This is a genomic window from Poseidonibacter lekithochrous (assembly GCF_018861145.1).
Lineage (GTDB): Bacteria > Campylobacterota > Campylobacteria > Campylobacterales > Arcobacteraceae > Poseidonibacter > Poseidonibacter lekithochrous_A.
Window position 1 is genome coordinate 1 of record NZ_JAHKQT010000009.1, and the last position, 23,086, is coordinate 23,086.

Consider the following 23,086-nt stretch of genomic DNA (forward strand, 5'->3'; position numbering starts at 1 on the left):
TTACATCTTTTATGTAAAATTATAGCATCTATAATCATATATGGAATTATTAATTAAATATAAATAAAAACGGCTGCTTATTTATTAAAAAGAATAAATGAGATAAACTTACGTAATTACAATATTAAGGACAAGACTTTGGATAAAAACAAATTTTTAGATAATTTAGCAGAAGTTTACGAATTTTTAAACTCTCAAAAATCACATATAAATAAACTAATCTCACATTTAGAAAAGCAAGAATTTGAGAAACTTCAAATCATAGATGAGTTTGCAAAATACCTTGAACTTGAAATGAATGATGATCTAAGATTTGCACTTGTTACTAGACTTGTAAACTTAAGAGATGATTCTTTAGTGCAAGTGTTAAAGAAGCAGAAAAAAAATGAAGCTCAAATAATTGAACTTCAAGAAGATGCTTATTGCTTTGTACGAGATTTCTGGCATAAGAAGCATAAAAAAACAGTTGATTATATAAAACATAATAATCTTCTAACTCCTTTCTACCAAGCAATATTTGAAGGTGTTTATAATGTTGGCTTAAAAATGTCTTCATGGCAAAGTTTATGGACAGCTCATATAATAAATGGAATAAATAAAGAGCTAATGGTAAAATTTGATGGTGATGAAGAAAAGGTATTTAAATATCTTGAAGATAATAAGTTACTAGATTTAGGACATAATAGTATGATTGCAGATAGATCATACTCAGCGCTTGTAAAAGAAAAAGACACTTATCATTCACAAGCTTATATAAAAGCTTTTAAAACTCAAACAACAGCTGTTATTGATGCACTTGAAGAGTTTGAAGAAAATTTAATCGAACTTGAAGATGATGTATATGGTGAAAAATGGAATTATATTTTATATATCCAAACACTTATAAAAGCTTTCGCTGAAGAAAAAACTCATCTTTTAGTTGAAAGATGGGCAGATGTAGATAGAGCTTGGATGAAAATAAAATCCCCAATTCAAATAGGACATCCTTTAGAGTATTATGAAGATCACTTTAGAAAAGCAGTTGCTTTAGAATGGGATATTAGACTTACTAATCCAGAGTTCGCACAAGATGATAATAGAGTTAATAAAATCAAAGCAGCCTTTGCTAAAATTTACGAAATGCAAGAACAGTCGAAAGAAAACAAATCAGTTTATGATTTCTCTTTAAAATCACTTGACAAGGTTCAACTTTATGTAGGAAGACCTGCAATATTTTTTGGAGCAGAATTTAATGGACTATTTTCAGCACAAGTTGTACCAAATGATGAAATAGTTTCAAAAGAAGAAGGAAAGAAAATATTTGCTTTTTCTGATGAAATTCTTCAAAGTTCAAGAGCAAAACCTTTCTTAAAATTAAGTGCTGAAGTTTTTGGACAAGAATTATTAACCGAAGATAGAGAGTTTTTATTTAATCAAACTGCTGCTTGGCATAAAGTTTACGATATTACAACTATTGGTCATGAATATGGTCACATTTTATGGTGTGATGATGAAACCGAATCTGTAATGAATAAAAGTGGTAACTTTAAAAACATTGAAGAATTTAAAGCAACAACAGGTGGATTAGTATCATTTTTCTTAGATGAATCAAATGATGAAAAAGAGTTGGAAAAACAAGTTTTAATAGATACAGTTAAACGAGCAATTGGACTTATGGGATGGATGGAAGTAGATGAAGTTCAACCTTATTATTGTGAAGGAATTATTCACTTAAATGGGTTATTTGATTCTGATATTTTAGCTTGGGATGAAGAGAATAAAAAACTAAGTATTAATTTGTCCGCTTCTAAATATGAAAACTTAAAAAAATGGTATGTATATACATACTCTTCTTTAGCAAAACATTATTTAGATAAAAAAGATGCCACAGAGTTTTTAAATAAATATGCGGTAAAAGAAGATAAGTATTTTATGCCTGTAAATAAAAATATAAATTCATTCGTAAAAAACTACTTTAAAAGATATCAAGAAATTGGTCAAGAATTAGACACTGTTGATAAAAAAGAAAACTATATAAAATAAGAGGAATTTTCCTCTTATTTATTACTAATACTTTATACTAGGACTTATACTTTTCCAATCTTCCCGTAACTCTTCTTTTAGCATAAATTTATTTTTAGTACTTGCTCTTTCATTATATTCATAAGGGGTAACTACCATTAAACCACCTTTTAAAATACTTGTAAAAGTATTTGATTCCACTTTAGAACCTGAAAATATTGAGAATTTCATATTAAAACCACTTATGTCATAAAATACTGAATTAGTTCTAATGAACTTAGTATATTTATCATAAATTAAACAATCCATAATAACTGTACTTGCATCTTCTGAAAGGTCAATATTATTGATTTTTCCTATTTGAACGTTTTTATAATATATTGGAGAATCTACATTTGCACTTGAAGCGTTTGTTGAATAAACTTTGAAAATTGTTCCATGATAAGATTTATCAATAGAAGGAAGAGTATCAAAGCCTTTAAATTTTGTTTGATATTTTCCTTTTTTACTTTTAATAACTCCAATATTTACAGCCATAACCGTTGAACCAATATTTGATATCTCTTGAAATGAAATTTTTGGTTTCTTTAAATAAAAAATCGTTCCTTCTTTTGTAAAAGAGTTATAATCCTCAAATATTTGCGCTGTTACTAAAACTTTTTGATTAGAATTTAGAGATACTTTAGTAACTTTCCCTACCTTTACACCTTTGTATGTAAGTTGTGAAAACTGTTCATGAATACCTTCTACATCATCAAAAACTATTGTAATACTGTTTGATGAGTCTTTCATTTCATCTTTTGAAGCAAAAATAAGATGTTTGTCATATAACATATTGGAATTATTTTCTAAAACAATTGAACCTTCTAATAATGAAGTATAATTATCCATATTTAATAAAACTCCATTTAAAGATGCACTTAGGTCTAAAACACCTTTTTTATAAAATCTACTTGTTTTATTTATATATTTTTTATACTCTTTATAGATAAATAGTTTTGCATTTGATTGCTTACTATTAAAGTTTATTGCTTTTACAAAACCTATTTCTTGGTTTTTATAAACAATTGCCATATCTTTTTTGATTTTAAAGTCATTATTAAAGTATGTATCTATAGTAAAACCATCATTATGTAATCTTTTTAGCTTTTCTATTTCGCTATAACTTTCATGTAATTTAAAACTTTTCTTTGTTTGCTTTTTATCACGTCTTAATTCAGCAATTGCAATAGCACCATTTAAAAGTGGTTTAATTCCCTGGTAATTAATATCAAGATTAAAGTCTTTTAGCTCTAAAAGTTTTGAGCTCATATCATAAAAAAGAGTATGATTATGAATAAGTTTTTTATACTCTTTTTTTATAAGTATTTTAATATTTACTTTTTTAAAATCTTTTGATAATGAATAGTCGAGAACCTCTCCTATTTCAATATTTTTAAAATAGATTTTTGATTTTCTTGTAATAGAGTTTAAATTTTCACTTTTTAATGTATAGATTAAAGATGGATCATAAGCTTTATTTTTATTAAAGTTCTTTGCAATAAATATCTTAGCTTCATCTCCTTCTTTATAATTTAAAGAAACAAAATTTCCTTTTATAATATTTCCTAAGTTTTTTGCACCTTCTAAACTAAACTCTGGAGTTTGAATAAAAAACTCAGTATTTGAAGTAAGCAAATATTTATACTTTTTATAAACAAAAGCTTTAGCCGTTACATCTTCTGTATTTAAACTTAAGTCTGTAAATTTTCCAATTGTAAAACCTTTATAAATAATTGGAGTATTTTTATCTATTCCATCAACACTTGAAAACTTAATATGAATATACTCTTTTTCTTCAAGTGCATCTTTTTCTGCATATAAAGTATAAACTTCATCTTTTTGGATTTTCTCATCATCTTTTTTAGATGTTATTACAGTAACTCCACCTACAAGTGCTGAGTATAAAGAACCTATTTCTATATTTAAACCACTTGGACCATAACTAACATTTAACGCCTCATTTAACATGAATTTTGAGCTTTTATTTACTAAATAATTGTATTTATCATAAATATATGCTTTTAAAAACACCTTTTCAAACTTAAAATCTTTTGATACAATTTCACCTATTTGGTATTTATTATAAAAGATTGGTGTTCCTATTTCTACACTATCTTTATCTTTTGCAATTAATGAAACATAATATCCATTACTAATCAATTCATCATCTGGTCTACTATCAAGTCCTATAAAATCATATTTTTCTTTAATTTCTTCAGAATCTGTTTCTCTCATAAATTTTGGAGATATTTCTATTTTATAACCATCAACTAAAGTACTTAAACCCGATACTTTCGTAAGAGAAACAGTAGGTTTCTTAATCCAAAATTTAGAACCCTCACTTGCTACATATTTGCTCGCATCACTTTTTACTAAAATATTAACTTTTACATTTTTTAAATCATCATTTATATTTATTTTAGTAACTTTCCCTAATTGTAAACCTTTATATTCAAGTGTTGTTGCACCTTCTTTTAAACCTTCTGCACTTTTAAAGACAACGGTGATATTTACACCTTTTTTCATATATGATTCATATGAAATCCAAGCTAATATACCTAGTATTAATAATGGTAAAATCCAGATAAATGATACTGCTTTTTTTTCTTCTTCATTTGCTTTATATACAACATCTTCAATTTCATTTTCTTCTACTTGTTCATTTTCAACTTGTTTATTCTCAATCATCCCAAATAATCCTTGTATCAAATCTATGTGCAGCTATCATTGTTAGTATTACTACTAGGGCAAAAGATGTCGCTGCTAAACCACCTTTTATATTAAAAAGTTCGCCTACTTGAACTACTGAAGCTAAAATAGCAACAACATAGATATCAATCATAGACCACTTTCCAATTAAATTTATAAATTTAAATATTCTAATTTTATTTTTATTTTTTATTTTTATATCAATTTTCAAGGAAATAAAAATCAATAATAATCCTAATAGTTTTATCAAAGGTATTACAACACTTGCTGTAAAAATTACAAAAGCTATAAAGTAATTTTCATATTCTAAAAAACTAATTACACCTTCTAAAATAGTACTTTGTGTTTTTATTCCTAGTTTTGTAATCTCCATCATAGGATAAAGCATCGCTGGAATATATAAAAGTATTGCACAAATTGTTAAGGCAAGTGATACTTGCAATGAATTCTTTACTCTTTTTTGTACTTTATGCTTACACTTATTACAAACAAACTCATCATAGTTTTCTCTTTCATAAACCTCGTGGCAATTTTTACAGGATATTAATAACATTTAATCACCAAACACTTCTTTTCCTGAAAATTTTCTATTTGACATATATAAACAAAATATATATACAATCATTACATAAAATCCAATATCAAATTTTGTTGAAGATACCATACCTATAAGTTTAATATATGTAACAATTATACTAATAATAAATACTTCAATAAATCCCCAATGTTTAAAGAAATGAAAACTATCATGAAGAAGTGTATTTGTAAGAAACTTCAAATTCGTATACTTTTGAATAAAAAATATTATGATAATCAAAGAGTTAAGTATAGGAGCTACAACTATTGTGAAAAATACTACTAAAGCTACAAAGAAAAAGTTTTGTTCTAAAAGAATAGAAACTGTACCTATTAGTGTTGCTTTAAGTTCTGTAACCCCTAAAGATAAAGTAATTAAAGGATATATATTTAAAATTGCAAAAAGAAGTAAAGAAGATATCGCATAAAATAAAGAATCGATACTATGTGCTTCTTCATATATTACTTTACTATTACATCTTGGACATTTTAATATTTTTGATTTTGATGATTTGCTTAATGATTTACTTAAGGAGTCTTTATTTACAAATAATCCACAGCTATAACATTCTACAATTTTTTTAGTATTAACTGCCATTTACTTCCATATTTTTAATATATAATATTTTATCATATTTTTAATAAATATAATTTTCTATTAGAATTTAGAATAGATATAGTATTATTAGTTTGCAAAATTTTGCACATAAAATACACATAATTTATATAAAAAAAGGTTAATAATATGGAATTTAATATCACTGAAGGTCAAGTAGGAACTAGACCACCAGTTGTAAAACCAGATCCTAGAGTACTAGAGTTTTTAGGGGAAGAAGGAATGAGGAAACTTATTTCAGATCACTATGATTTATTAAAACAAAGTAATATTAGAGGCTTATTCCCACCATCAGAACAAGGATTCGAATTAGCAAAAAAACATTCTGCTGATTTCTTTATACAAATCTGTGGAGGAGAACGACATTTTGATCAAAATAGAGGTAAACCTATGATGGCTGCACGTCATGCACCATTTGCTATCACGCAAGAAGCTAGAAGAGTTTGGTTAGAATCTTATATTATGATTTTAAAACCTCTAGATATGCCAGAAGATTTAAAAAAATCATTTTGGAATTATTTAGATGTGTTCTCAATTTGGATGATGAACACTAATGATTAGTAAAATAATAGAGTAAGGATATAAATCCTTACTTATTTATAAATTATATTTAATTCTTACTAGTATTAATACCAGGTTGTTCAGGTGTACCAATATAATCACTTGGAAGTGATGTTACTTTTAAATAAGCGATAAAAGCTCCAAGAACTAAACAAGAAATTATTACTATTCTTACAATATTTCTTTTTTCTTTTGATTCTTTTCCATCATAATCTTCAATTTTATCATTACTTGGTTCATTATTAAAATTACTCATAAATTATCCTTTTACTTTTTATAAGTATAACAAATACTTACTTAATCATTTTATATAATTTGAACTTATATTAATGACACCATTAACTGATTTACAGTAATTGATATATCTTTTATGTCTTTTGTATCTTTTGCTATAAAAGCATCTAAATGATGTCTTATTTTATAAAATACATCTTTTTCATTTGATAAAAAATTAGCAAAAGCATCTTTTGGTTCTTCATTTACTCGTTGGAACTCTAAAACTTTTTTAGTGTAATGTACTACTATAAATTCTATAAACTGTAACACTTGATTTCTAAGTGTCATATCACTTGGACTTGTTATTTGAACTTTATTTAATTCAATAATAATCTCTAAAATATTAAACTCATGTATTAATGAATAAAATAAAACAAGTACATCTCTAAATGAATGATGTGTATCTTCTTTTATAATAATTGCAGCAACAGCAAATCTTAGATAATCAATTACACAGAAGAATTGATTAAATCTATCATCACCTTCAATTAACACGGCTATGTCTTGACTATGTATTTGAGATAATAAAGTAAATAACTCTTCTTTATGATCTAAAATATGTACAGCATCTAATTGATTGTTTTTTAGATACTTAACCATCCATTTTGTACTTGCATATAAAGTATATTCTAATTTATTTACTAACTTATATTGTAATTCTATATCCATAATTGAATCTTGAGAATATATTTTTTCTCTAATATCTTTAGCTCCAAACAATTGTTTTGCTACTAAGTACGATTTTATTTTTAGTAAATAACTTTCATTTCCTAATTTTTCATAATCAGAGATGAATGTTACACCTTGATGATTTATTACAACATCTGCAATTACTGTTGCAATGATTTCTCTTCTTAGAGGATGATTTAATATTTCATGTTCATAAGCACCTACAAAAGATTTTGGAAAATATCTATAAAGGTACTGTAAAGCAGATTTATCATCAATAAAATCAGATTCTAAAAGTATTTTTTTTACAAAAATTTTAGAATATGAAAGTAGTGAGCCTAATACTGGTCGTACAATAGAACCATGAATATCAACTACATCATTTATACTTTCATTCTTTGGAATATAAAAATCTTTTCTATTAAAAGCCTCAATATTTTTTTCAAGAACTTCTATTGATTTTATATAATCATTTTGGTATCTTCTTGAAAATCTTTCATCAATAGATATTACAAAGGCTTGGTCATAGTTACTTTTTAATACCATTTGAACCACTTGTTCTTTTAATGAATGAAGTGTTTCTTCTGATTGTTTTTTTGTTAAAAGCCCTTGAGCTTGAATACTATTTAACAAAATTTTTAAATTTACTTCATGATCTGAAGTATTTACTCCTGCTGAATTATCAATAGCATCTTGATGTATTCTTCCACCATTTAAAGCAAATTCTATTCTTGATTTTTGTGTAAAACCTAAGTTTCCACCTTCACAAATAACTCTTGCTTTTATTTCATTTGCATCAACTCTAACTGCTTCATTTTGCTTATCACCAATATCAAGATTGTTTTCATCACTAGCTTTTACATAAGTTCCAACACCACCATTAAATAACATATCAACATCTAAAGTTAGTAGTTTTTTACATAACTCTTCACCTGATATTACTTTTTGATTTGTATCTATAAGTTTTTTAATTTCACTACTTAGAGTAATTTCTTTATCACTTCTAGCAAAAATTCCTCCACCTTTTGAAATGATTGATTTATCATAATTTGTCCATCCACCATTTTTAGATTCAAATAATCTTTTTCTTTCAATATATGATTTTTTGATATCAGGATTTGGGTCTATAAATATATCTTTATGAGAAATTGCTGCTAATAATTTAAATGTTTTAGATTCAATCATTCCATTACCAAATACATCTCCACTCATAGAACCAATACCAACAACAGATATTTCATCTTTATAAATATCAATACCATCTTCAATAAAGAAACGTTTTGAAGACATAATTGCACCTCGTGCTGTAATACCTAAATCCTTGTGTCCAAAGCCATTACTTCCACCACTTGCAAAGGCATCACCTAACCAGTAGTTTCTTTTTATTGCTATTGCATTTGCTACATCACTCATTGCAGCAGTTCCTTTATCAGCAGCAACTACAAAATATGCATCATCTTCATCATAACAAATAACTTTTTCATTTTTTACAATTTTTCCATCAATCATATTATCAACTAAATCTAAATTCGCATTAATATATAGAGAATAAATTTTAGTAAAATATTCTTTTGTAATATCTTGAACATTTTTATTAATTACAAAAGCACCCTTAGAACCATCTGGAATAATAATAGAATTTTTACCTTCTTGAGTTATCATAAGAGATTTCACTTCTTGTCTATAATCATCATGCCTATCAGACCAACGCAAACCACCACGTGATACCTTTGACATTCTTAAATGAAGTCCAGAAAAATCTCTATGATAAATAAAGTTTTCTAAATTTGGTTGTAAACCTTTTAAATCTTTACTAAATGTCTTTGTATCAATTTTAAAAGAAATTGTCTCTTGTTCTAAAAAGTAGTTTGTTCTTAAAAGTGATTTTAAAAATAATAAAGTGATATTTAATATTTTGTCATCAACAATTTGTGGTATCTTTTTTATCTCAGCTTTAATTTTATCTTCAATTTCTTCTAAAGATTTAGATCTATTTTTAACTTCTGGTTCAAATTTTGTAATAAAATATTTTACAAACATAGAAGTTAAACTATGATTTCTTGTTAAAGTATTTAAAATTGTTGCTGAATTAATTGTTAAAACTGCTTGATCTATATACTCAATAAATGCACGAATCAGCATAATCTTTCGTAAATTAAGATTTTCTTTATAGACTAAACTATAAGCCTTTGAGTATTTGATTGTACAATCTTTAAGTGAGTAACTTATAATAAATTCTAAATTGTCTTTTGCTTTTTCTATTTTTTCAAAATCTTCAATATTTAGATTAAATCTAGAAATATAAATAAGTTCTTTATTATTCGCTACATTATAAGTAACTTCATCAATTATCTCAAATCCAATACTATGTAAAAGTGGTGTTATATGAGATAAAAAAAGTTGTTTTTTTGAAAATATCTTTATATATTTAGATTTTTTATTTTCTTGTATTTTAGTAACTATTTTTTCTTCTAAAACTTGTTCAAAAAGTTTATCATCAATTGCCAAATCATCATGAGTTAAAAGTTGTGAACATATTGCTTGAATATCTGATGTTTCCATAGTAAAATCCTTATAATATATAATAATAAATTTTACTCTTAAATAGTTAAGTCTTCGTTAAAAGAAAAAAAAATATCTTTTAACTTTTTTATTTAAGTTAAGCAGTAACTTTATAAATAACTGCATTTAAAAGTTTTACTAAATCTTTAGGATTTACTTCAATATCAAGCCCTCTTTTTCCACCACTTATAAATATAGTTTTAAACTCATTTGTACTTATATCTAAAACTGTTTTTAGTCTTTTTTTCTGCCCCAAAGGAGAAATACCACCAAGTAAATATCCTGTAACTTTTTGAGCTTCATCTTTGTTTGCCATAAAAGCTTTTTTAACTTTGAAAGCACTTGCGACATCTTTTAAACTTAGTTGATTTGCAACAGGTATTACACAAACTGCTAATTCTTTTGGACTTAATTCAACTAATAATGTTTTATATACTTGCTGTGCATTAAGTCCTAGTTTTTCTACTGCTTCATTTCCAAAATCTGTACAAAGTGGGTCATGTTCATATTTATGTATTTTAAAATTACATTTGTTTTTTTTAAGTAAATTAATTGCTGGCGTCATTTAAGTAAAATTCCTTTTTTATTTTTTCTTCACCATTTATCAAAATTGAGATATAGTGTTTTCCTGTATAGTGTTTTCTTGTGGTCATATTTTTAAAGCTTTGCTTTTTCAAAAAACTCTTTGATGTAGTTTTTATTTCATTTTGACTTATCATAAATATTTTTTTATTATGTTTTTGATTTGATTTTAAATAATCAATTATATATTCAACTCTTACATTTCCTATATTTTCATTTGCTTCAAGAATAAAAGCAAAAGCAAAATTTTCATTGATATTTACAGAACTATCACAAGAAAAGTTCTTGATATTAATATGTGAAGATTTATCAAAATTAAAAAGCTTTAAAATATCTTTATTTCCTTTTTTTAGTAGTGTTCTACTTGCATGTTTACAAATCCAATCTAGTTGTTTTGTTTTTTCTAAATTGTTTTTAACAAAATCAATTACTAAATGTGGATTATCTTTTGATATATCATTTAGGTTATTTGCGACAGATTTTTGTACATAAACACTTTCATCATTTTTAAGTATTTCTAATATTTCTAAAACTTTTTTCGGGTTTTTCTTAAAACACTCGAGTGCAACAGCCCAAGGAAGTCTAGGTCGACAACCTTCGCTGGCTAATCTTCTTAAATGTTCATTTTTACTTTTTGCCCATTGTTTCATTTGACGTATTGTTTTATCTTCATATTTCAAAATAAACTGTCTTATAGCAAATTCACTACTTGAATCAATTGTAAAAACTTCTAAAGCTTTCATAGAATTTTCAAAATCATCAAGCCCATAAACTTCTACAAAATCTTGAAAAAACATAGCTTCAAAAGATGAAAAGCTTTTTGAAACAGGTTTTAAAATACTTAGTTGCTTTTCATAAGAAAAAGGCAAAGCTTTATTTAGTTTTATTGCAATATGTCTCATTCTTTGTTTTAACTCTAAATCATCCCAAGAAGTATCAAATATAGAAAGTAAAAAAGCTTTTTCATCAAAATCTTTATAATTTTCTTTTATTTTATTGCCAAGATTTTTAATATAATCTTCTGTATATACATATTTTAATTGTTCAGCCATCGAAAACTCTTCTTTATTCTTTTTTATAAATCTTGGCTTATTTTACTCAAAAAGTTTTAAATAAATCAAAATTAACACTTATCTAGACTTTTTTATCATATAATTACGCATTAAATCAAATAGGAAAATTAATGTCATACAGAACATTAGAAGAAGAGATAGAAGTTTTAGAACAAGGCTTACCACCACTTGAAGGTGATGGTTTTATTGGAGGAAGATTAAATCCTAAAGAAGCTTCTTTAGTTTTAATACCAGTTCCATGGGAAGCTACAGTTTCATATGGACAAGGAACGGCAAAAGCTCCTGATGCCATTAGACTTTCAAGTCATCAACTTGATGTAGAAAACTACCACTATATTAAACCTTATACTGCTGGTATTGCTATGCTGGAAACTGATAAAGATTTATTAAAATTAAGTAATAAAGCTAGAAAAAAAGCTATTAAAGTTATTGAAGCATTAGAAAATGCTAGTGAAGATAAAAAAGCTTTAAAATTTGTAAATGAAGCCTCAGATACTTTAAATACCTCAGTATATAAAAAAGCAATGAAACAAATCAAAAAAGGTAAGTTTGTAGGAGTTGTAGGTGGTGATCATTCCTCTCCTCTTGGACTTATAAAAGCGTTAAGTGATACTCAAGATGAAGATTTTGGAATACTTCATGTTGATGCACATCATGACTTACGATGTGCCTATGAAGGCTTTACATACTCTCATGCTTCTATTTTTTATAATGCAATGAATGAATGTGAAAGAATTTCAAAGCTTGTTCAATTTGGAATTAGAGATTATTCAAGTGAAGAAGCTAATAGATTAAAGGATTATGGAAGTAAAGGTGCTTGTTTATATGACTCACAAATGCAAGAGCAATTAGCTTGTGGAAAATCTTTAAATGAAGTTTATACTCCATATATCGAACAACTTCCACATAATGTATATCTTTCAATAGATATTGATGGACTAGAACCAATAAACTGCCCAAATACAGGAACACCCGTTCCAAGTGGTCTTAGCTTTTCACAACTTGAATATCTAATATTTTTAGTAGTTAAAAGTGGAAGAAATATTATTGGTTTTGATCTATGTGAAGTTGGAAATAGTAATGATGGTTGGGATGAAAATGTAGGTTCTAGAATTTTATACCAACTTTGTGGTGCACTTTTAGCTTCAAATGAAAAGATAGAATATAAATAAAAAGGATGTAATTTTTTACATCCTTTTTTTATTTAAGCTAAATTTTTAGCTACAAAATCCCAATTTACAAGTTTCCAGAAGTTTTCTAAATAAGCTGGTCTTGCATTTCTTACATCAATATAATAAGCATGTTCCCAAACATCACATACTAAAAGTGGATTTAAATCACTTTGTATTGGAGTTTGTGCATTTGAAGTTGTAATTATTTTTAAGTTTTTATTTTCATCTTGAACTAACCAAGCCCAACCTGAACCAAATTGTCCTATTGCTTTTGCTGTAAATTCTTTTTTAAACTCTTCAACACTTCCAAAAGCTTTAACTAACTCATCTTCAAGATTCGAAGGAATATTTGTTTGATTAGGAGTTAAACCATTCCAGAAAAAGTCATGATTAGAAACTTGTGCTGCGTTATTAAAAATTCCTCCCTCTGAACTTTTGATTATTTCATTTAATGATAAATCTTCATATTTAGTATTTTCAATTAATTCATTTAATTTATTAACATAAGTTTGGTGATGTTTTCCATAGTGAAACTCCAAAGTCTCTTTTGACATTAAAGGTTCTAAGGCATCTAAATTGTAAGGTAAAGTCATTAATACATGTTTCATTTTTTATCCTTTTTAATTAAATTAATATAACTACTAATATTACTATAAATTAAATAAATATAGAAGGTTTATTTCCCCTCTTACAAGAACTATGATTATCATGTATATCTTCTTTTATTAGTGTATTAAAATTTTCAAGTGTTAATAAAGGTAAATCACCATCTGCATATTTCAATAACACATCATTTATTTCAATTCTTTTATCACCTGCAAAATAAACTTTTATTCCCATTTTAAGAAGTACAGAAAAAGGATTATCACCCATATGAGAAGTTATAAGAGTGTCTACATTTTTACTTTTTAGCCATGTAGCTACTGCTCTTCCACCTCTTTGTTCATTTTTCACTATTTCAATAGTATCTTTTGAGATTAAAGCAAAATATTTAGCTTTCCCGAACATTGTTGACACTGCTGTTTTTTCTTTATTTGTTTTTACTGGTATTGCAATCATTTTATCTCCTTTGTTGCATTTATTATTGAGATTTTATATCCTAGATATATAACCACGGGCCAAAGACTTAACCAAATTAATTCACTTAAATATTGCATATTTCTAACCTTCTTAATAATTATGAGAATCAGGGGATTCTATTTCTTCTTTTGTTATTTTTACTTTATCCATGCTATACCAAGCATAGGTAATATAAGCTAATACAAAAGGTACCATCAATGATACATAAGCCATTGTCATTAAAGTATAGTGACTACCTGAGCTATTTACTATTGTAAGACTACTTTGTAAATCAACAGTTGATGGATAGTAAGATGTATTATTTAATCCAACATTTAATAAAATAGCCATAACAGTAAGAACAATTCCTATTCCACCTGTTTTAATACAACAAGTTTTTTTAAAAGTTATAGTTACAAATACAGCTATTATTACCATTGCAACACCTATTAAAAACATAGCTAAAACAATTGGCATATCAATAAAATTTTGTAGATACTTAAATCTTTCAATAGATACAAATCCATCTTTAGCAACTGCATATCCATCTTTTATTAGAATCCAAGTCATAAAACTAAGAAAGAAAATTAGAAAGAAAATCATATTTATTTTGATTGACTTAACTGCTTTTTGTCTAATTTGTTCATAATCTATATTATTAATAAAATACAATGCTCCACTGATTTTTGCTAAAAATACAAGTGCAAATCCTAGTAAATAATTATAAGGATTAAGTAAAGCTTCAAGACCTCGTAATGGATTTTGCCAATCTACAAAATTATTTGAATCAATTATAAATTCACTTCCACTAAAAAATGTACTAATAGCAACTCCTAATAAAAAAGTTCCAATATTTCCATTTATTTTCAAAAATATTTCATATGTTTTTTGTCCTAAAAAATTATTAGGTTTTGTTCTATATTCATAACTTACAGCTTGAATAATAAAACAAAACAAAATTGCTAACCATACCCAATAAGCGCCACCAAAACTAGTTGCATAAAATAATGGGAAAGCTGCAAATAAAGCACCTCCAAATAAAACTAAAGTAGTAAAACCTAATTCCCATTTTCTTCCAATACTATTTATTAACATAGTTTTTTCTATCTCATTATCACTTAATTTATCCATTAATGTTTGTCCACCTTGAACAAACATAATAAATACAAAAAGACCACCTAATAAAGAAATAATTATCCACCAATATTGTTGAAGTGTTAAAAGTTCAAGTGTTCCAAATCCCATTTAATGCTCCTTACTTTCAGGTCCAAGTCCTATTTGTTTTGTCATTATTTTAACTTCAGCTATTAATAACACTGTAAATAAAGTAGCAAAGATAAAGAAACTTATCATTACATTTGTACTAGCTATTTTAGTAGCTGCAATTCCAACAGGCATCAAATCTTGAATAGCCCAAGGTTGTCTTCCAACTTCTGCAACTACCCAACCAGCTTCACTTGCAATATAACCCAATGGAATGCTCCATAAAGCTGCCTTTAAAAGTAAAGGATAATTTAGAATATCTCTTTTTGTTGCAAAAAATAAAACCATCGCAAAAAGTAATGTAAACCAAGACCCAAGGGCTACCATAATATGAAATGAATAAAAATTAATAGCAACAGGAGGAACTACATCTTCAGCTTTTTTGATATGCCCATAACCAAAATACTTCATGTTTTCATCAAGTATACTTTTTGATTGAATCAATTGTACTTCATCTTTTGTTTTTTTAGCTTCTTTATAATCTTCTAAAGCTTGAACTGCAAGTTTTCCTTTTTGCATTTTTTCTTGGGTACTTATAATTCCCATTTCTTCGTTTCCATAAACTAAATCTTTAATACCAGGAACAAAAGCATGGATATCGTGGTATCCTAGAAGTGAAAGTGCATATGGAGCTGTTACTTCTAAAAGGAAAGGTTCTTCATCATTTGAAATTGTTTTTTTAGGATTTAATATTCCCATAGCTACAATTCCAGCATCTGTTGTTCCTTCATATAAACCTTCCATTGCTGCAAGTTTCATAGGTTGTTTAAGTGCCACTTGGTGAGCTGACTCATCTCCACTTAAAATTAAAAACAATGAAGTAATAAGTCCAAAAGTAGCACCTATAATAATAGATCTTTTAGCAAATAAAATATCTCTTTTTTTCAATAAATACCAAGCACTAATACCAATTACAAATAATGAAGCTAATACATAACCACTTGCAATTGTATGTAAAAATTTACTTACAGCAACAGGTGAGAATAAAACATCCCAAAAGTTATTCATTTCATTTCTTACTGTATCTGGATTAAAAGTCATACCTACTGGATATTGCATCCATCCATTTGCAACAAGAATCCAAAGTGCAGATAGATTTGAACCAACGGCTACTAACCAAGTTGAAAGAAGGTGAAAACCTTTACTTACTTTATCCCATCCAAAAAACATAACAGCAAAAAAAGTACTTTCCATAAAAAATGCTAAAATACCTTCAACTGCTAAAGGTGCACCAAAAATATCACCTACAAACCAAGAGTAATTTGCCCAGTTCGTACCAAACTCAAACTCCATTATAATTCCAGTTGCAACTCCAATTGCAAAGTTAATAGCAAATAAACCCATCCAGAATTTTGTAGTTTTTTTCCAAAATTCGTCATTTGTTTTTACGTATATACTCTCCATAATAGCTACAATAAAACCAAGTCCCAATGTCAATGGAACAAATATCCAATGATACATTGCAGTTAGGGCAAATTGAGCTCTTGACCAATCAACTAAATGTTCTTCCATTTTATTTTCCTCAATTATCTTTTGTTAGATTTTTATATACAAAATCAACTTTCTCATCATATGTCTTATATTCAGTTTTTAACGATTTATCATGTACAAAATAGTTAAGAAAAAGAAATATAACCAATAGTTTTATTAATATAAGTTTCCATAATGTTTTTCCAATAGTCATGTTTTTAAAACCATTTATATAAAAAGAGTAAATATTTTTTAAATTCAACATAAAATTATCCTTTTGTTGACATATGTTCAAAATAATAACACTTTATTGAACATATGTCAAGAATAATTTAACAAAATTTTGATATTATTCTAAACAAGGATAATAATGGGAAGAGAAAAAACAAAAAGAAATTTAGTCTTTAAACCAGCATTTAAAGATTATATACCTGAGAATAAATCATACAATGGGATTACTCATCTATTAGATGAAGAAATGGAAGCTATTTATTTAATGGATATTTTAGATTTATATCAAGAAAAAGCAGCAGAAAGTATGAAGGTTTCAAGACCTACATTTACTAGAATTTTAAAAAATGCAAGACAAAAGTTAACAAGAGCAATTGTTTATGGAAATAAAATTTCTATTGAAGATGCAAATACACCTTATATAGTTGCAATTTGTTCTGCAAGTAAAAATAGCTTTGAATCTATGTTATCAACAGACCAATATATATCTATATACAAAATTGAAGATAATGAAGTAACTTTAATAAAATCAATTGAAAATGACGTTTATGTAAAAACTTCAAAACCTGCAATTGTTTTACCTCAAATATTTTTAGATTTTAATGTAAATATATTTTTATCTACAAAAATAGGAGAAGGTTTAAAAAATTCTCTTCTTACGAAAGGTATTCAAGTTATTGAAAAACAAATAACTAATAAAGAAGATTTAATTAATTTATAAATTATTTTTATAATAAATAAAAAACTCTAATCACTAATTAAAATTAATTTTCCAGTCTTTGGGTCTTTATATACTTGACCTAAAGATTTAAATCCTTCTTTTGAATCTAAACTATCTTTTATATTTTTAGGTACATTTGCCAACTCTTTACCTTGGGTAATTTTTTGAGAATCTTCAACATTAAAATGTTCTTGTAAATTAGGACTAATTGCTACAAGAGCTGCAATTAATCCACAAGCAAAAACTAAAATAATATCTACTAAGTTTGCTAATGGTCCAAGAGGTTCATCATCTTCTTTTACAAAATGTTCAGAAGAAAATCTATTTTTCATATTTCTTTTCCTGTTTTTGTTCCATAATTGTCAAAGCCTTATCATACCATCTTTTTCTAAGTCTTGAAATAATAAAACCAGTCATTCCAGCTAATAAACCAAGAACTGTAGTATCAAAAGCAACAGACATTGCCGTACTAAGAATTTTAACATCACCATCACCAAGTGCAGCAAGTCCTGGACCTAAAGGGATTAATGTTCCCATAAGTCCAAGCATTGGAGCTAATCTTGTGATAAAATCTGCTCTTTCAATTCTTTTCTTTGCAATTGATAAAACATAAGCAATATCATTTGTCTTAACAAGCTTGTTTATTTCAACAGTTCTCTCCCCTATACTAATACCAACTTCATATAAACCCCAAACTACAAAAAAGATTAAAGCCCAAGAAACTGGTTCTAATAAAATAGCTGTGATTTGGTGCATTAATCCTATAGATATTGATGAAAACATAATTATCCTTTTACTCTTGAAAAGAAGATAGATTTACTTAATCCTGCTAAAAGAATTAATATTGCTGCTAATATAAAATATTTTATAAATGATTCTTCATCTGATTCATTTTTAGACTCTTCTTTTATTTTTTCATTCTCTTTTGTATTTAACTCTTCTACTTTTTTTATTTCTTGTTTTTGTAGTTTTTCTTCTAACTTAATCTCTTGAATAGAAATTGGAGTAGTTTTTTTAGCTACATTATCAAGTCTTGATTCATTAAGTATTTTTTCTAGTTTTTTTGCAGATTCTTTATCAATCTTAGTTTTCACAAAATCATAAATAGGATGATTAGCATGAGTGTGACCACTTCCTGGTATTCCATTTTTGATTATATTTTGTGTAAACTTCTGAGCTAATTCTTTTTGTGTTTTTTCATCTGCTTTCCAAAAGTCTTTTTGTATTGCAACTAACATTACAGCTAACATATTTGTTTGAACTTGAACTTGATGATTTGAAGATAAAAACTCATCTAAACCTAAGTCTAATTTATCATCAATATAAACAGCTTTTACATCTTCCCAAACCCAATTGGTAATAATTTCAGGACTAGTAACTTGCCATCCCCAAAGATATTCTATAAACTCACTTCCCATAGTTCGTGCACCACTATAACCTTCACTCATTAGAGGTTTAATCCATTGTGGATTTAAAAATCTTCCTCGTAACTCACTTAAAAGTGCTGTTTGAAGTGCTTCAATTTTAACATTCTTTGAATTTGAATTATCAATTACAAAAGAGTTTGGTTGTTTTCCTGTAACAGTTTCAATAGCTAAATTTAAACCTCCTAAATAATCAAAAGTATCGTTATTATCAATTAAACCATATAAATTACTTGCACGTCCAAGATACGTGTTTTCAACATTTTTTAATTGTCTTTTATAACTATCAAGGGCAACTTGTCCTTCTAAATCTTCTGAATAAGCATAACCAACTCTTTTAATAAATACATCACCTAATTCTTTTCTATTAGTCCAAGAACCAGATCGTTCAACTAATCTGTTAATTCCAGCACCATAAGAGCCAGGAGCAGTTGCAAAAACTCTATAAGATGCTTTTTTACCAACTTCTTCAAGATTCATATTAGGATTATTTTTCAATATTTCTCTTGCTTCATTAACCCAGTTTGATGCAACTGCATTTACTTCTAAACTCTCATGTCCACCTACTTTTAATTCACCTAAAGTTGATAATGCACTTTCTAATGATAAAGTTAAAGCTGGATATTTATTAATTATTACATCATATGAAGAATCAATTGCCATTAATACTGCTTTATTTAATAAAGCTAATTGAGAACCATATAAATCTCTAAATAATCCAGATGATGTAAATACTACATCAACTCTACTTGTTCTTTTTTCATCTAAAGGAAGTTTTTCTAAACCTTTTAAAATTCCTCTACTATTCCAAATAGGTTTTACACCTAATAAATCAAGACCAAAAGCAACCATAGCACCTTCATCTCTTACTGTATCTGAAGCCCAAAGAATAACTGCTTCTTTTTTATGAGAATTTTTTTCTTTTTTAGCTCTTATATCTTGTGCTAATTTAACACCTATTTCATAACCAATAGTTGAAGGAATTAAGCTTCCATCTAAAGCATAAAAATTTCGTCCAGTAGGAAGTGCAGAAGCTGTTCTAATTGGGTCATTTCCTTTTCCAGCTTTTACATATCCACCATTTAAAGCATTCACTAGAGATTCAAGTTCTTTTTTTGGTGAGATAATTAAATCTTCTTTTGTTTGCTTTGTTACAACGCCATCTTTACTCATAGACTCAATCATAGTATCAACTGCTTTGTTATTCCAATCTTCTCCAAAAGTATGTAAGCCTAAAGGCATAAACTCTTCTTGTAAGTGTGTTAAATAATGCCCTACTTCATGAAGTAAAAACTCATCATCAACCTCATCAAAACCAATACCTCTAACTTGTAATTCTTCATCCATACTCTCAATTAATTCAGCTCGTAAATTCATTTTATCAATTGATACTTTTATTTTATTAATGGCATTTTTTCTAATATTATCATCACTTGCTGCTTCTGCACTCTCAATTAACTGTCTTAATTCTAATAAGTTATCATATAATTTAGTTGTAGCAAGTGGTGGTGTTAAGTGGTCAATCATAATAGATTGACCTCTTCTTTTAGCTTGAATTCCCTCACCTACTCCATCAACAATATATGGATAAATACTAGGAATTCCTTCAATAATAATTGATGGATAATCACTTGCACTTAGACCAACACTCTTTCGTGGAAGAAATTCATAAGTTGAATGTCGTCCTACATGAATAATACCATCAGCTTTAAACTTCTCTTTCATGTAATAGTAAAAGGCTAAATACTGATGTGTTGGAGGAAAAGATAAGTTTGCATGAAGAAGCTCTTCATTTAACTCCCAACCTCTTGGAGGTTGTGGTGCTAAAATCACATTTCCAAAAGTTACAGAAGGTACAAGAAGTTCATTATCCCAAACCATAACAACACCAGGAGCAGCTCCCCAACCTCTAATACCTTCTATTTCCATTTTAATTATTGCATCTTTTAATGATGTAGAATTTTCTAGTGAAAATTCTTTTTCATCTTGACTTAATTTTAAAACTTTTTCATATTCATCTTCTAATTGTTTTAATAAATTAATTGACCTTTGTCTACTCTTACTTCTAACACCATCAAGTGCATGATGTAAATTAGAAATAGTTTTATGCATATAATCTTTTATTGCTTTATAAGAAGGTGCTTTATTTGAACCTTTTACTCTTTGAATATCTTCATTTAAAAAGCTTTCAATTTTTACATGAAGTGCACTTAATGGTCCAAATTTCATTTCAGCTTGAATATCTAAAGGAAGTGTATTTAAATAAGCTTCATAATCTTCAAGACTTACCTTTGCAACTTTTTGACTTTGTTCTTTTAAAGCTTTCTTATCATTTGGTAAGTTAACACCTTTTGCTTGTAAAATGTCTAATAACTCTTCACTAGAATTTGGCAACTCACCTACATCATAACCTTGCTTTTTTAACTCATTTAATATTTTAAATAGTGACTTTGGAACATTTAAATTATCTGCTCCAATATTATGTCTTCCGGGAGGGTGATTATAATAAACTACTGCAATTTTTTTATCACTATTATCTTTAGTTTTTAAATTCATCCATGCTTTTGATTTTTTGATGATATTTTTAATTTCATCTTTCATTAATTTTGTATCAATGATTAAAGCACCTGTTTGTAAATCAATAGAAGAGTCATTATTCATAGCTAAGATATAAACTTGTCCAATACCTTGAAGTTCAGGCATAGAGATACGATAATGAACAGAATTTACAGGTAATCCTTGAGATGATAAAGAATAAGATAATACATTTGTATCAAGAACTCTTAATGCTTTTAAAACTGGTACATTTAAGTTCTCTAAGCTTTTAGTAACATCTTGCCTTGACTCACCACCACCTATTACAAAATCTTGTAAAGAGATAATTGAAAAAGCTTGTTTTGAAGAAAAACTTTTTCTTAACTCTTCTAAACTATGAACTGCTTGAAAACTTGGTTTTCCCCATGAACTTAATATTGATACTACTTGTAATTTTGATTGTTTATAAATTTCTTCATGAAGTTTCCAATCACTTGAATTATCTGCTCTATCATTATCTAAAATAAATATTACATTTGTATCATCTTTTAAATCTTTTTTTAAGTCCTTAATACTTTCATATGTTTTAGAAGCATTTGCATTTAAAAAATATCTTACTTGTTTTAACTCTAAAACCTTTGGCCATATTTTTTTATCTAATGTACTATTTGATAAAAAAGAAAAAAGATTTGAGATGTTTTGACTTCCTCTATTATCCCAGTAAGCTCTTGCTTGTAAGTAGAAAGCATAATTTCTAAACTCTTTTTGTTTTAAGTTCAGTAATTCTTGGTATGAAGATATCTCTTTATCTTTAAGTAATAATTTTGAAGGAATAGAAGTATAATCTGCTTTTGAAATATCTTTATTCAAAGAGATTAATCGCCTATCTCCTTGAATAGAAACAATAGTTTTAACACCATCATAATCTTTTGATAATAGTTTTTCAACTACATCACCAAAAACAGCTGTATATAAAACAATATCAGCTTTGTTTATTTCTTCTTGAATCTTTGTATTACTCATATTCAAAATTTGAGAAACAGTACGTATAGAAATCTTATCATTAGAGTTTTTCAAATAATAATTAGCACCAGAATTTAATACTGCAGCTGACCTATCTGAAACAACAGTGAAAATAGATTTGCTATTTTCTTGGGCAAATATATTTACTGAAAAAATAAACATAAGACAAAACACTAAAATGTTTTTAAGTGGTGACATTAAACTTCCTATTAATAAAAATTAATACAAAAGTCAATTGGAGTAAAAGTAATGTAAGTAAAGAATGAACTATTTCTTACTTTCAGGGCACCCCGCCTGATTTGCATCGAAAACTAAAAGGTCGGTCTCCGGACTTATTGTGTTTTTACACAAATTACCGTTGCGGGGGCAGTATTGGATTTTCACCTATTTCCCATGAATTTACAAAAAGTTATTCACCTATTTAGTCATATTAATTGGATTTTATCTATTTTTAGCTTAAGGTGTTAAAAGAAGGTATGAAGTGATAAAAGTAAGGAGTTAAATAACCCCATTTAGGGATT

Annotated in this window: 19 protein-coding genes and 1 riboswitch; of the genes, 4 read left to right on the top strand and 15 right to left on the bottom strand. The window is 27.0% G+C overall.

The window, feature by feature from the left end; translation table 11 throughout:
• Positions 1–138: 138 nt before the first annotated feature.
• A complete protein-coding gene (gene ciaB / locus KO488_RS03730; protein ID WP_216057454.1) occupies positions 139–2,022 on the top strand; it encodes an invasion protein CiaB in 1,884 nt (627 codons plus the stop codon).
• 24 nt (positions 2,023–2,046) lie between these two features.
• On the opposite strand, the gene KO488_RS03735 is transcribed toward ciaB, so the two are convergent.
• From KO488_RS03735 to KO488_RS03745, 3 genes are read right to left on the bottom strand one after another with little or no spacing between them, the layout of a single operon-like run.
• Complete coding sequence (locus KO488_RS03735; protein ID WP_216057455.1) at positions 2,047–4,731, bottom strand: MlaD family protein; 2,685 nt, start codon at positions 4,729–4,731, stop codon at positions 2,047–2,049.
• Positions 4,724–5,305, bottom strand: coding sequence for a paraquat-inducible protein A (locus tag KO488_RS03740; RefSeq protein WP_216057456.1), 582 nt, complete (start codon positions 5,303–5,305; stop codon positions 4,724–4,726). The genes KO488_RS03735 and KO488_RS03740 overlap by 8 nt, the downstream gene beginning before the upstream one ends.
• Positions 5,306–5,926 carry a paraquat-inducible protein A gene (locus KO488_RS03745; RefSeq protein WP_216057457.1) on the bottom strand — a complete coding sequence of 207 codons (621 nt, stop codon included), beginning with the start codon at positions 5,924–5,926 and terminating at the stop codon, positions 5,306–5,308.
• Positions 5,927–6,073: 147 nt separating this feature from the next.
• Between KO488_RS03745 and KO488_RS03750 the strand changes: the two genes are divergently transcribed.
• The gene (locus tag KO488_RS03750; protein ID WP_216057458.1) at positions 6,074–6,505 is read left to right on the top strand and encodes a globin; all 432 of its coding nucleotides are present in this window, start codon (positions 6,074–6,076) and stop codon (positions 6,503–6,505) included.
• A 49-nt stretch (positions 6,506–6,554) separates the two neighbouring features.
• On the opposite strand, the gene KO488_RS03755 is transcribed toward KO488_RS03750, so the two are convergent.
• From KO488_RS03755 to KO488_RS03770, 4 genes are all read right to left on the bottom strand, one after another.
• A complete protein-coding gene (locus tag KO488_RS03755) occupies positions 6,555–6,761 on the bottom strand; it encodes a hypothetical protein (protein WP_216057459.1) in 207 nt (68 codons plus the stop codon).
• Between the two features lie 65 nt (positions 6,762–6,826).
• Positions 6,827–10,012, bottom strand: a complete 3,186-nt coding sequence (locus tag KO488_RS03760) for an NAD-glutamate dehydrogenase domain-containing protein (RefSeq protein WP_216057460.1) — start codon at positions 10,010–10,012, stop codon at positions 6,827–6,829.
• A gap of 97 nt (positions 10,013–10,109) precedes the next feature.
• On the bottom strand, positions 10,110–10,577 hold the full coding sequence (gene ybaK / locus KO488_RS03765) for a Cys-tRNA(Pro) deacylase (RefSeq protein WP_216057461.1): 468 nt from the start codon (positions 10,575–10,577) through the stop codon (positions 10,110–10,112).
• Positions 10,561–11,646 (bottom strand): DNA alkylation repair protein, encoded by a 1,086-nt coding sequence (locus KO488_RS03770; RefSeq protein WP_216057462.1) that lies wholly within the window; start codon positions 11,644–11,646, stop codon positions 10,561–10,563. Before KO488_RS03770 ends, ybaK begins: the two co-directional genes overlap by 17 nt.
• A gap of 131 nt (positions 11,647–11,777) precedes the next feature.
• Here KO488_RS03770 and KO488_RS03775 point away from each other — a divergent pair, with 131 nt between their 5' ends.
• Positions 11,778–12,839 (top strand): agmatinase family protein, encoded by a 1,062-nt coding sequence (locus tag KO488_RS03775; protein WP_216057463.1) that lies wholly within the window; start codon positions 11,778–11,780, stop codon positions 12,837–12,839.
• 32 nt (positions 12,840–12,871) lie between these two features.
• Here KO488_RS03775 and KO488_RS03780 read toward each other — a convergent pair whose 3' ends face one another.
• The 5 genes from KO488_RS03780 to KO488_RS03800 form a co-directional block, all read right to left on the bottom strand.
• Positions 12,872–13,447 carry a superoxide dismutase gene (locus KO488_RS03780; RefSeq protein ID WP_216057464.1) on the bottom strand — a complete coding sequence of 192 codons (576 nt, stop codon included), beginning with the start codon at positions 13,445–13,447 and terminating at the stop codon, positions 12,872–12,874.
• A gap of 49 nt (positions 13,448–13,496) precedes the next feature.
• Positions 13,497–13,898, bottom strand: a complete 402-nt coding sequence (locus tag KO488_RS03785) for a NifB/NifX family molybdenum-iron cluster-binding protein (RefSeq protein ID WP_216057465.1) — start codon at positions 13,896–13,898, stop codon at positions 13,497–13,499.
• A gap of 111 nt (positions 13,899–14,009) precedes the next feature.
• Positions 14,010–15,143: a cytochrome d ubiquinol oxidase subunit II gene (cydB, locus tag KO488_RS03790; protein WP_216057466.1), complete on the bottom strand. Its 1,134-nt coding sequence runs from the start codon at positions 15,141–15,143 to the stop codon at positions 14,010–14,012.
• On the bottom strand, positions 15,144–16,673 hold the full coding sequence (locus KO488_RS03795) for a cytochrome ubiquinol oxidase subunit I (protein ID WP_216057467.1): 1,530 nt from the start codon (positions 16,671–16,673) through the stop codon (positions 15,144–15,146).
• A 10-nt stretch (positions 16,674–16,683) separates the two neighbouring features.
• Positions 16,684–16,896, bottom strand: a complete 213-nt coding sequence (locus tag KO488_RS03800) for a DUF4492 domain-containing protein (RefSeq protein ID WP_216057468.1) — start codon at positions 16,894–16,896, stop codon at positions 16,684–16,686.
• Between the two features lie 105 nt (positions 16,897–17,001).
• Here KO488_RS03800 and KO488_RS03805 point away from each other — a divergent pair, with 105 nt between their 5' ends.
• Positions 17,002–17,583, top strand: a complete 582-nt coding sequence (locus KO488_RS03805) for a DUF134 domain-containing protein (RefSeq protein WP_216057469.1) — start codon at positions 17,002–17,004, stop codon at positions 17,581–17,583.
• A gap of 26 nt (positions 17,584–17,609) precedes the next feature.
• Here KO488_RS03805 and KO488_RS03810 read toward each other — a convergent pair whose 3' ends face one another.
• The 3 genes from KO488_RS03810 to KO488_RS03820 are packed head-to-tail and all read right to left on the bottom strand — an operon-like array spanning position 17,610 to position 22,763.
• Positions 17,610–17,915 (bottom strand): DUF2149 domain-containing protein, encoded by a 306-nt coding sequence (locus KO488_RS03810; protein ID WP_216057470.1) that lies wholly within the window; start codon positions 17,913–17,915, stop codon positions 17,610–17,612.
• On the bottom strand, positions 17,905–18,366 hold the full coding sequence (locus KO488_RS03815) for a MotA/TolQ/ExbB proton channel family protein (RefSeq protein ID WP_216057471.1): 462 nt from the start codon (positions 18,364–18,366) through the stop codon (positions 17,905–17,907). Before KO488_RS03815 ends, KO488_RS03810 begins: the two co-directional genes overlap by 11 nt.
• Positions 18,367–18,368: 2 nt before the next feature.
• Positions 18,369–22,763, bottom strand: a complete 4,395-nt coding sequence (locus tag KO488_RS03820; RefSeq protein ID WP_216057472.1) for a cobaltochelatase subunit CobN — start codon at positions 22,761–22,763, stop codon at positions 18,369–18,371.
• A gap of 101 nt (positions 22,764–22,864) precedes the next feature.
• A riboswitch (cobalamin riboswitch) is annotated at positions 22,865–23,001 on the bottom strand.
• Positions 23,002–23,086: the final 85 nt, after the last annotated feature.